This is a genomic window from Butyricimonas sp. Marseille-P2440 (assembly GCF_900091675.1).
Lineage (GTDB): Bacteria > Bacteroidota > Bacteroidia > Bacteroidales > Marinifilaceae > Butyricimonas > Butyricimonas synergistica.
In genome coordinates this window covers 241,037-252,610 of sequence record NZ_LT594609.1, presented here as the reverse complement: position 1 = coordinate 252,610, position 11,574 = coordinate 241,037, and the positions used below count along the sequence as shown (strand labels likewise).

Here is an 11,574-nt window from a genome sequence, read left to right as displayed (position 1 = left end):
AAATTTTAAGTAGATGAATGCACGTGACTTTTTACATGTAGTTTTTCACGAAGCGAAGTTGCAAAGCCGTAGTTGGTTGTTTCGACTCTTCGTGTTGTTTTCTTTGGTCTTTATTGTATGTTGTCACGTGTACTGGCAGGGGCAGAATTGTGAACATTGGCGGATGGTAGCTTTTCCTTGCTCCTTGCCCTTGATGAACGCTTATCTTTTTAGCTTGATACAGGGGTTATTTCTGTCGCTGATGGTTGCCGGTTTGCCTTCTCGGATGTTGAGCCGGGGGGAGATGGAGGCAATACACGTTCGACTGGTATCTAACGTCACATTCTTTTTGGGTAGTTTGGCGGGGATTGGGTTATTGTTTCTTTGCTTGAATATGGTGGTGATTGTGGCGACGGTGTTCCTTGTTCACATGACGAGCTTGGCGGAGTATTCTTTCGGTTACTATTTGTTTTATTTATTGACATTGAACATACCCGCATGGGTGATCGTGGCGGGTTTCGGGACTTGGACCAGTTTTTACACGGGGTCGCGGATACTTTCTATCTTTTTGTCGGTGGCATGGTGGTTGGGGTGTTTGTTCTGGTTGCCTTACCATTTTCATGGTACGCTGGATTATTTAGGTAGCGGAATCCCTAATTTGTTTTCAAATTTGGTCGGTCACGTGAACTTGCGGTTGTACTTGTTGCAGCGTGCGGGTTGGTTGCTGATGGGGGGAGGATTGCTGTTCCTTTGCGTGCGTCGAATGATGCGGCTTCCGAATGTTGACATGGTGAAACGACGTTTGGGGGGTGTCGGTTTGTTGCTCGTGGCTGCAGGGGGCTTTAGCCTTTGCCTGGTGGAGCTTGATTACTTTCATAGTCGTTCAATGCGGCGTGGTCTTCGAGAAAGTTTCGAGCGTTATTGGTCGCCTTTCACTTGTCGGGTGGAGAGTCATGATATCGAGTTGGAACAGCGGGGAGGGGTGTTGCATTCATGTAGTGATATGCGGGTTTATAACCCGAACAGCGAGAGTCTTGAACGGCTTGTCTTTTTTCTTAACCCGGGATTGCAGGTGGCGGGGGTGAGTGATGGGAATGAGGAATTGCCGTTTCAACGGGAGGGACACGTGTTGGTGGTGGAGCGTGAACTTGGTTCCGGGGACACGCTTTCCCTTCGGGTGAAGTACTCGGGCGAGGTGGATGACGTTTGTTGCGACTTGCACTTGCCTGATGATGAATTTGAAGATGTTTTTCACGGGGACTTATTTTTCCCGACGGGGAGGCGAGGTGCTTTCGTGGGAGATGATTTACTTTTGTTGACACCGGCGAGCATGTGGTACCCGGTGGCGTTTCCCCCGGTGAATCCGCTGTTACCGTTGGCAACTGCTCGTGATTTTACCCGATTTCATCTTCTCGTGAAGGGAGAATGGCAGTGCGAATTGTTTTCTCAGGGAGTTCGTTTGAAAGATAAATCGGGAGTGTCCTTTACTTGCGAGAACGCATTGAGCGGAATTTCTCTTTACGGAGGGAACTTGAAACGATTCACTCTTGCGGCGGGAGAGGTATATAATTTGCAATTTGGTTTGACAGAGTGGGGGAAAAACTTCTCTCGTCGTTTGCCTTGCTTGCAACAGGATAGTGTCGTTTCGTTTTTAAATCATACGGAGGAGAATTTGAAGACGATCCCGGAGCGGGCGTGGTATAACCAGGAGGAGCCCAACTTGTCTTTTTTTGAAGTACCGATTTCTTTTTATTTGTCAAGCCATTCGGGTAAACAAGAGGCGGGGATGGTGGAACCGGGGATGGTGTTTTTTCATGAGCGTGGTTTTGATATGGATTTAGTAGAAACAGCAAACCTTCAGATGATTGAAAATGATGGTGAATTGAAAAGTTTTACTTGGATGTTATATAATGTGTTATTTGCTTGGGGAAGTTATAGAGCTGTATGTCATCCTTTATTGGGATATGGGAAACAATATCCGTGGATAAATGAAAGTATGGGGAAGAGCTTGTGGCGGGTGGACCGGAACCGGGTGTATTCAGCCAAGGATCCGTTAGCCGGGAAGATGTTCGAGTATTTGCAGGACGAGGAGAAAATGTTGCCGATGGGATTGGGTAACGTGGTCGTGGCAGATTTATGGCGTTTGCACGAGAGATACGATTGCTTGTTGGGGAGGAATTTAAAGGATGTTTTAAAGGAAGTTTGTTTCGGGCATCAAGAGAAAAACGAGATATTCGAGTTGAAGATGCAGGATTTTTGGCTTCGTTTGGGACTGTATGTCCCGGCAAAGGAGCTGGAGTTGGCATTGGACAGCTTGTCCTGTCGCGAGGGTGAGGTTTCTTACGAGGCACTTTCCCGGGAATGGAGCAGACGATGGAATGTTGATTTTTTGGCACTCGTGGAAGAATGGGAAGCGGCGACACACGCCCAGTTTTATCGGACGAGCGGTATGGTGCGGTATCTTGATAAAGAAACGGGGATTCAGGTGGCGGAGGGAATGGTGCTGAATGCGGGAAGGTGTGGCGGGGTGGTTACGCTGGCAACGGGTGAAATGTTTACTCGAAGGGATATCGAAGTTTTTAATTGTTACCTTGCCCCGGGGGAGGTGAAGAAATTCAGAATCGTGGTTCAAGAAGAGGATTACGAGGATGAAAAGGTGTGGAAAACGATGTCGAAAGATATATTCCCGTTGTATTTTGGCGTGTCAGCCAATCGTCCGGTCATGGCGGATTTTGTTTCTTCCGAGCGGGATTTGAGTGCTTACGATGGAAAAGCGGGGTGCACTTGGGAGGATTCTACCCCGGAGGAGTTTTGGGCGGGGATACCGCGAAACGAGGTCGTGGTAGACGATTCTGATGCCGGTTTCGAACTGGTGGAGGGAAATTTAAACTGGTTGCAACGCAGGTTGCAGAAAAGAACGAGACCCTTGGAATTTCTCTCGGAAGTACGTCAGTGGACGCCTTATCTTAACGCGAGAGCCCAAGGGGATTCGATTCGCTGCTACCATAAAATCAATGGCGGTAGCGGTAGGTCGACGGCAACGTGGCGGGTGACTTTACCGGAGGCGGGGCGCTACCGGGTGATGGGATTGGCGCACAAGAGTGCCAACAATTCTATCGGTGGGGTACCTCTTGGTATCGTTTATTATTACACGGTGCGTGGAGGTGAGTGGGAAAAAAACGTGGAAGTTCCTATGGATTTGCATTTCCCGAGCAAGTGGGGTGGAAGTGGTTGGGTTGATATTGGGGAATTTGATTTCCCGGCGGGTGAGGCGAGCGTGACGTTGTCTGACAGGGAGGCTCAGGGACGGGAAGAGGTGACGATCGTGGCGGATGCGGTGAAGTGGGTGAGGTTGGAGTGAAAGTTCGTAATTGTAATAGTTAAAAAATAAATGCTTATGAAAAATTTGCAGGAAATAATGTGTATCGCCGGGTACGAGATGAAGTTGCAGTGGCGGAGTTGGGTGTTCCGGTTGTTCGTGTTGGTGTCGCTGGTAGGTATCGTGGCGTGTCACGTGTACTGGCAGGGGGACGGGAATTGCACGAGCTGGAAAGCGGTGGCGTTGCCTTGCTCGATGCCGTTGATGAACGCTTACCTGTGGGGAGTGGTGCAGTCACTGTTTTTAGTGGTGATGATGTCCGGTGTGCCGGGTCGGGTGAACCGGCAGGGGGCGGCGGAGGCGATACAGGTGCGCCCGTTTCATAACGATTCATATTACCGGGGAGTGGTTGCCGGGAATTTCTTGCTGTTTTTGCTGTTGAACGTGGTTGTTATTTTGTTCACGATCTTGCTGGTGAACCTGACGAGCCTGGCTCCCGTTGGTTGGAAATATTACCTGTTTTACTTGTTGACGTTGAATATCCCGGCGTGGGTGTTCGTGGCGGGTTTGACACTGTGGTTGGGTGGCGTGGCACGTTCCCGTTGGCTGGCGATAGCGATTCCCGTGATCTGGTGGTTGGGTTGTATTTTCTGGTTGCCTTACCGGTTGCACGGTACGCTGGATTACCTTGCCAGCGGGGTGCCCAATTTGTTCTCGGGCGTGGTGGGTCACTTGAACCCGGGGCGTTACGTCTTGCACCGGTTGGCGTACTTGCTGGCGGGAGCGGGGTTGTTGGCGTGGAGCGCTAACTTGATGAGGCGGCTCCCGAACAGCCCGGGGAGGCGTAAGGGGCACGTGTCGGTCGGTTTGTTGCTGGTGGTGGCGGGGGTGTCGTGCGGGGGAATGCTGGAATATAGTTATTACCGGGATCGTCAGAGCCGGGAGTTGTGGCGGGAGAGTTTCGCCCGGAATTGGGATGAACATACTTGCCGGGTGAGCCGTCACGCGATCACGGTGGAGCAATCCGGGAGCACGTTGGAGATGCAGAGCGATATGACGGTACGTAACCCGGGACGGGAACCGTTGGAGCGGGTAGTCCTTTTCCTGAACCCGGGATTGGGAGTGACGGGAGTGAGCGCGGGGGACGGGGAACAGAAGTACAGGCGGGAGGGGCAGGTGTTGTTGATCGACCGGGTGCTGGAGGCGGGGGATTCCTTGCGGCTGCGAGTGAATTACTCGGGGCGTATCGATGATCGTTTTTGCGACTTGCACTTGCGGGACTCGGCTTACGAGGACGCTTTCTATCACGATCGCTTTTACGCGACGGGCAGGCGGGGAGCCTTCGTGGAGGATGATTTGCTGGTGTTGACACCGGCAAGCGTGTGGTATCCCGTGGCTATTCCCCCCGTGAACCCGTTGATGCCTATGGCGACGGGGAGGGATTTCACCCGTTTCCGCCTGGAGGTGCTTCATCCCCGGCAGCGGGAGGTGATCTCGCAGGGTGTGCCCGAGAAAGGGGATGACCGGGTGGTTTTCGAGAACCGGAAGACGTTGCACGGGATCTCCTTGTGCGGTTCTAACGAGCGGCGTTACGATATACCGACGGATTTGTCCGTGAACCTGGAATTGAACTCGCCGAGTTGGGGGAAGGTGTTCGAGGAGAGGTTCTCGACCATGAGCCGGGAGGATTTTATTGCCACGTGGACGTTGACTTCCCGGCCCGGTTGGTATGGTCTATGGGAAGACTGTTTGTCTAAAAATTGGTATAACCCGGAAAATCCTTACCTGTATTTGTTTGAGGTGCCCGTGTCGTTCCGTTTGGATAGCCATACCGGAAAAACCGAGGGAGGGTTAGTGGAACCGGGAATGATTTTCTTGCGGGAACGAGGGTTTGATATGGATATCGCTTCTATAATGAATGACAAGGAAATGTGGCGTGAGGATACTTTGTTTGGAGTAACTAATGTTTTATATGCTAATATATTAACTTCTCCCCGAACGTTGTCCGATAGTCATCCTTTATTTGGAATTGGCAAGAATAACTCGGGGAATATGGAAAATTCGATAAAGAATGACCATAACGGGGAATCTTTGGACGAGGACCAGAGGGTGTGGGTGTATTCATCCAAATATCCCTTTATGGGTAAAATATGGAATGATTTCTTTGTCGGGGATTGGGAGAAGTCGCTTGGGGTGCCTGACGTGTTGGGTATTGCGCCTGTTAAAAAGCAAAGTGATTTTTTCGTCGGGCACTCTTTTCTCGAGCTATTGGCGAATAACGAGAATTTTGAATTACGGGAAAAGTTGAGTGATCTATGGAATCGTCTGACATTGAAAATTCCCAAAGATAGCCTGCGGCAAGGTTTGGAGCGTTTGTACGCTCGTGGTGACGGGGAGGTGGATTATGATTCCTTGATGCAGGAGTGGACGAGACGTTGGGACACGGATGTGGAGGGAATCATCGCGGATTGGCTTACCACGAGGCACGAGCAATATTTCAAAGTGAAGGATGCCGTATCTTATTTTGACAAGGCTTCAAGACGCTATAAATGCGAGGGGAAAATCATGAATGCAGGAAGGGAAGGTGGCGTGGTGTCTATCGAATACGGTTCTTTTAATAGAATGCAATGTAGTAATTGTTACTTGAATCCCGGGGAAGCAAAGGCTTTCACGTTAGTGACAAACCAACCGGTCGTGACGATCAATGCTATTTTGGCGGCTAATCGTCCGGCATCATTCAATTTCCGGAGGGAAAGTGTTGACGGTTTGTCAACACCCTGGGAGTTCGGGGAAGAGTGGCGCACGATACCCGTGTCGGAGTTCATGGAAGGGGAAAACCCGAATGAGATTATCGTGGATGACTCGGGTTCGGGTTTCTGTTTGCGGGAAGGTTCTCGCTCGTGGCTTCAAGTGTGGCGGGAAACATCGCCTCCGCTTGTTGTTAATACTGAGATCGGTGACGTGGATGGGCGTTGGAAACGGGTGATAGACATTAACGCGTGTGGGGATTCGATACGTGGTTATCATTACATCCGTGGCGGCAAGGGTAAAACGTCCGCCACGTGGCGGTTGAATATCCCGGAGGCGGGACGCTATCGAGTGATGGCTAAGGTGTACAAGGCATTCACGAGGATGTGGCGCATTGACGAGAAAATTCCTGCTGGAGTTATTTATTATTACACGCTTTCTTTCGGGGGGCAACAGCAGGAGGTGGAAGTGAATTTGGATGGGGAATTGCTGGGGCAAGATAAAAAATCGTGTTGGGCTTCTCTCGGGGAGTTCGATTTCCCGGCGGGAGAGGCAAGCGTGACGCTTTCGGATAAGGAGATTCGCGGTCGAAATGAAATCGCTATCGTGGCGGATGCGGTGAAATGGGTAAAGTTGGAATAAGGAATTAATGGATTAAAGCATGAATCTATGGCGTTTATAACAGACCAGCAGACATTAAACGATCTCGGTATTTTCGGGAGAGTGGGCAGATCCTCGGTGTATGATTTGTTTAAGGCGAAGACCCGGGGAGGGGCTGCCGTGTTGAGGGAGATGTTCAATTACCCGTTAGAGAGTGCCCGGGAAATCAATCGGCGCGGTGCCGTGATTCGCTATTTGCAGGAACGGGAGATCGAGTTCCCGTTTATGGCAGAGTGGTTTAATGCTTTCGAGTATTATTTGAGCAACCGGGACCAGCGTACCCGCTTGACGGTGGAGGGGAACACCCTGGGGCATCGGATGCGTGAACTTTCGGGACGGGAGAGGGAATACTCCCTGTTGCAGAAGGGGGTGCTTGCCGGAATCCGTATCGTGAAGGGGGCAGAGCTGTTGTTGCAGTCGATGGCAAAGGTGGGGGTGCCCGAGGAGTACCGGGAGAGGTATGAACAGATAACTGAGATGTTGCGGGACTCGAATTTGTCGTGGGCGTTGTCGTTGAAGAATCCCAAGAAATTGCCGTATGCCCGGATGGCCGATTATGACTTTCGCTTTCGGTTCGAAGGGAATGAGCGGTGCAAGAGATTGCTTAGTTGCCTGTACGAGCTGGACGTTTACATCGCTGTTGCCGGGGTGGCACGGAAGCGGGGATTGGTTTTCGGGCGAGCCTTGGAGCCGGAGGCGAACGTGTTTCACGCGGAGGGGATGTATCATCCTTTGCTCTCGGGAGCCGTGGCGAATACTCTGCACGCGGACGGGAACAGCAATGTCATTTTCCTGACGGGAGCCAATATGGCGGGAAAGTCGACCTTGATGAAGGCTTTTTCCATCACCCTGTTTTTGGCGCACATGGGATTCCCGTTGCCGGTGTCGCGGATGGAGTTCAGCGTCCGGAACGGGATGTACACGACCATTAACTTGCCGGATGATTTGGATATGGGATACAGCCATTTCTATGCCGAGGTGCTGCGGGTGCGCAGAGTGGCGGAGCGGGTTCGGCAGGTGGGGAATATGGCGGTTGTCTTCGACGAACTGTTCCGGGGTACGAATGTCAAGGATGCTTATGATGCGACACTTGCCGTCACGGAGGCTTTTGCCACGAGAAAGGATTGTCTGTTTTTGATTTCCACGCATATTATTGAAGTCGGGGAGGTGTTACGGGAGAGGTGTGATAATGTGCATTTCACGTATCTCCCGACCGTGAAGGAAGGCGGAAAATTGATTTACCCTTACACCTTGGAGTCTGGAATTTCGGATGACCGGTACGGGATGGCGATTATAAACCGGGAAGGAATCGTGGAGATGTTGGGAAGTCAGCGGGAGAAGGTGGAAACTCAGGGGGACTTTGAGGTGGATACGCAGACTTTGGCGGACTTGCATATCCTTGGGAAATTTAAAGAGCGGTCAGTTTTCAATCTCTTCAATCACACGTGTACCCGTGGAGGCGAGCAGCTTTTGGACCGGATGTTTCAACACCCCTTGACGGACGCGGATGCCATCAACGAGCGGTCGGGAATGTTCGAGTTTTTCAAGGAGAGAGAGGTGGCGTTCCCGTTTACCAGGGAGTTGGTGGACCGGGTGGAACGTTATTTGGGTATCCGGGTTCCTGCCACGCGAGGAATGGCGTATTGGAAAGTCTATAGCTTGAGGTTTTTCCGCCGTGTGTCGAAAGAGAAAAAATATGATGTGATTTGCGCGGGAGTGATGGAGGCGTTGGAACTGTTGCGCGAGTGTGCCGTGTTCAACGCCTCGTTGGGGAATGCGGGCGAGGATTCGGTTTATGGCAGAGTGATGCGGGAGATGCGGGATATACTGGAAAACAAGTTACAGATCCCATTGTTCGTGGAGCGGGAAAAGCGGGAGTTCTCCGTGTTCGAGATGGCCCGTTACGATTATTTGTTGCGCCATGTTTGCCGGGATGAGTTGTGGCGTTTGCTGGAGATGATTTACGAGACGGATGTCTATATCGCCGTGGCGGCTGTGGCGAAAAAGATGGGGTTTGTGCGAGCCATGGCAATTGCCCGGGGAAACGGGGAAAATCGGATAGACCTGAGAGGTTTTTCTCACCCGTTGATGCCGGGGGCAGTAGGTAATTCCATCCGGATAGACCGGGAGCACAACGTGTTGTTCCTGACCGGGGCGAATATGGCGGGAAAATCGACGCTCATGAAGGCTTTCGGCATAGCCCTTTACTTGGCGCACATGGGTTTCCCCGTGGCAGCGGCAGCAATGGAATTCACGGTGCACGACGGGTTGTATACTTCAATTAACATGTCGGACCACTTGAACATGGGGTATAGTCATTTTTATGCCGAGGTGGCACGGGTGAAGCGTGTCGCCGAAGAGGTCTGTTCCGGGAAGCATTTGGCGGTCGTCTTCGACGAATTGTTCAAGGGCACGAATGTTAAGGACGCTTACGATGCGACTGTGGCGGTGATGTCGGCTTTCGGGGGTAGCCGGAATTGTTCTTACATGGTTTCCACGCATATCACCGAGGCGGGGTCCGCGCTGGCGGAAAAAAGTGAACACTTCCGGTTCATGTATTTACCGACCGTGATGAAGGGGAAGGTCCCCACTTATACTTACCGCTTGACAGAGGGCATATCGAGTGACAGGCACGGGATGATGATGGTCGCTAACGAGCGGATCGTGGAGATCATAACGGGAAAATGAATGTGACGTGATAGATGCAGTTCACGTAATCCGCATTGTTTTAACCTCCTTTTTTCACGAAACCCTGATTTCGTGAGGCCGGAAAAGTTTCTTCTGCACGATGTGGTAAGCGATGAGGACAGCCATACCCGTGACGATCCACGAGATGGGATAGATGGCCATTAGGGCTTGGAAGCTGGGTAAGAGAGGACAGATGACGTAGACCCAGAATAGGCGCAACACGCAGGTGCCGAATACCGTGAGTATGGCAGGGAGCATGGAATATCCCAGTCCCCGGAGGGCTGCTCCGGCTATCTCGTAGGAACAGGCGATGCTTTGTGTCAACAGGACAATTTCCATGCGGATGGCTGCAAACCGGAATACCTCGGGACTGGAGGTAAAGATGCCGATAGAGAATTCTTTTTGCCAAACGAAGAGCCCGTTCAGAAGGGCACAGGAGATGACGCTCAGTAACATCGTCTGGCGGAATACTTTCTTGCAACGTTCAATTTGCCCGGCCCCGTAGTTCTGGCTGATGAAGGTGACTGCCGCTTGGCTGAAGGCGTTGACGACGAAGTAGCAATAATACTCGTAGGTGAGGGCGGCGGCAGAACCGGCGATGGCATTTGAACCGAAGCGGTTGATGGCTGCCTGAATGAAGACGTTGGCGATGGAGAATACCATGCCTTGCACCCCGGCGGGAATGCCGATTTGAAGCATTTTTCGTAATTCGGGGCGGGATATTTTAATGTGTTTGACTTCCAGGCGGAAGGGTTCTCTCTCGTGTAAAAGTATGTAGATGATCATGCCGGCGCAAAATATGTTGGACACGACGGTAGCGATGGCGACCCCGGCTACACTCATTTTGAAGACGATGACTAATAGTAAGTTTAATGCCGTGTTGATCAATCCAGCTATGACGAGGCAATAGAGAGGTCGTTTCGTGTCACCCATGCTGCGAAGGATGGCGGCCCCGAAGTTATAGATCATGAAGAAAGGCATTCCCAGAAAATAGATGCGGAGGTATAGGACTGCCAGGTCGAGCACGTCATCGGGGGTGTCCATCATTTCGAGAATGGGGCGGGCGGTGAACAATCCGATTGCGAGTAATAGTATGCCACTTGTCAGCGTGACCACGAAAACGGTATGTATGGCATTCTTGATGCCGCGTTGATTTTTTTGCCCGATATAATTCGCTATGACGACGCTCGCTCCGACGGATATTCCCACGAATAGGTTAATCATCAGGCTGATGACCGAACCGTTGCTTCCTACTGCAGCCAGAGCTTGGCTACTGGCAAATTTACCCACGACTGCCACGTCTACCGAGTTAAACAATTGTTGTAATATACTGCTCGCTGCCAGTGGCAAGGCGAAGAGTAAGATTTTGTTTAACAGGCTGCCATGCAGCATATCCATGCGCACCGTTTCACGTGATGATTGATCCATTGTTTTTTGATGAATTTTTCGAGATGCAAAAATACGGTAAACAATTTGTTTTTGTAAGAGGGTGGGCTTTGTTTATTTATTAAGAATGGTATATATTTGTCGAAAATCTTATGGGTGTGAGAATGAATGATTCAGAACAGGATATTATTCAACGTATCAACGTGAAAGATGAGAAGGCTTTCCATGATTTGTTCATGAGGTTTAGAAGTTATCTTGTATTGTTTGCCATGCGGCGTGTCGGACAATTGGAGGTAGCGGAGGATATTGTGCAGGAGGTGTTTATCACGGTGTGGGAAAGTAAAAAAGTTTATAATTCTTACCAGGGTTTTAAGGCGTATTTGTATGATCTGGTGCAAAATCGGTGTTTGAATTATTTGAAACATAAGACGGTTGAAGAAAAGTATGTTTCTTACGTGAAAGTCACGGAGGAGGAGGTCGAGGGGGAATATGATTTGATGCAGGAAGAGATTTACCGGGAATTGTATCTCGCTGTTCGGGAATTGCCAGAAAAGTGCAGAGGTGTTTTTGAATTACATCTGGAAGGGAAGAAAAATGATGAAATTGCCGAAATATTGGGAATTTCGGTTCTTACCGTGAAATCACATAAACAAAATGCTATCCATTTTTTGAAGGAGAGAATAGGGAATCTGTTCCTGTTGTACTGGTATGTACATGAAATTTGATTTTTTTTGAAAAATAATCGAATTTCATTTGCTACTTTTTCCTACCCTTGTTGTATATGGTGTAAAATG

The 11,574-nt window shown here is 50.4% G+C and carries 5 protein-coding genes; 4 read left to right on the top strand and 1 reads right to left on the bottom strand.

What is annotated here, in order from left to right; translation table 11 throughout:
• Positions 1-13: 13 nt before the first annotated feature.
• Genes BN8899_RS07045 through BN8899_RS07035 form a run of 3 tightly spaced genes read left to right on the top strand, consistent with a single transcriptional unit; the run spans position 14 to position 9,394 of the window.
• Positions 14-3,340 carry a golvesin C-terminal-like domain-containing protein gene (locus tag BN8899_RS07045; protein WP_018338976.1) on the top strand — a complete coding sequence of 1,109 codons (3,327 nt, stop codon included), beginning with the start codon at positions 14-16 and terminating at the stop codon, positions 3,338-3,340.
• Positions 3,341-3,376: 36 nt separating this feature from the next.
• Positions 3,377-6,688, top strand: coding sequence for a golvesin C-terminal-like domain-containing protein (locus BN8899_RS07040; protein WP_065218884.1), 3,312 nt, complete (start codon positions 3,377-3,379; stop codon positions 6,686-6,688).
• Positions 6,689-6,715: 27 nt separating this feature from the next.
• Positions 6,716-9,394, top strand: coding sequence for a MutS-related protein (locus BN8899_RS07035; protein WP_065218883.1), 2,679 nt, complete (start codon positions 6,716-6,718; stop codon positions 9,392-9,394).
• 54 nt (positions 9,395-9,448) lie between these two features.
• Here the strand turns inward: BN8899_RS07035 and BN8899_RS07030 are convergent, their stop codons facing one another.
• Entirely contained in the window at positions 9,449-10,744 is a 1,296-nt protein-coding gene (locus tag BN8899_RS07030; protein ID WP_231932288.1) for an MATE family efflux transporter, read from the bottom strand.
• Between the two features lie 188 nt (positions 10,745-10,932).
• On the opposite strand from BN8899_RS07030, the gene BN8899_RS07025 reads away from it, so the two are divergent.
• On the top strand, positions 10,933-11,505 hold the full coding sequence (locus tag BN8899_RS07025) for an RNA polymerase sigma-70 factor (RefSeq protein ID WP_082986946.1): 573 nt from the start codon (positions 10,933-10,935) through the stop codon (positions 11,503-11,505).
• Positions 11,506-11,574: the final 69 nt, after the last annotated feature.

What these genes read in the sequence shown, in the direction of transcription:
- BN8899_RS07045 (WP_018338976.1), top strand. Translation starts at nt 14, where the DNA reads ATGAATGCACGTGACTTTTTACATGTAGTTTTTCACGAAGCGAAGTTG.
- BN8899_RS07040 (WP_065218884.1), top strand. Translation starts at nt 3,377, where the DNA reads ATGAAAAATTTGCAGGAAATAATGTGTATCGCCGGGTACGAGATGAAG.
- BN8899_RS07035 (WP_065218883.1), top strand. Translation starts at nt 6,716, where the DNA reads ATGGCGTTTATAACAGACCAGCAGACATTAAACGATCTCGGTATTTTC.
- BN8899_RS07025 (WP_082986946.1), top strand. Translation starts at nt 10,933, where the DNA reads ATGGGTGTGAGAATGAATGATTCAGAACAGGATATTATTCAACGTATC.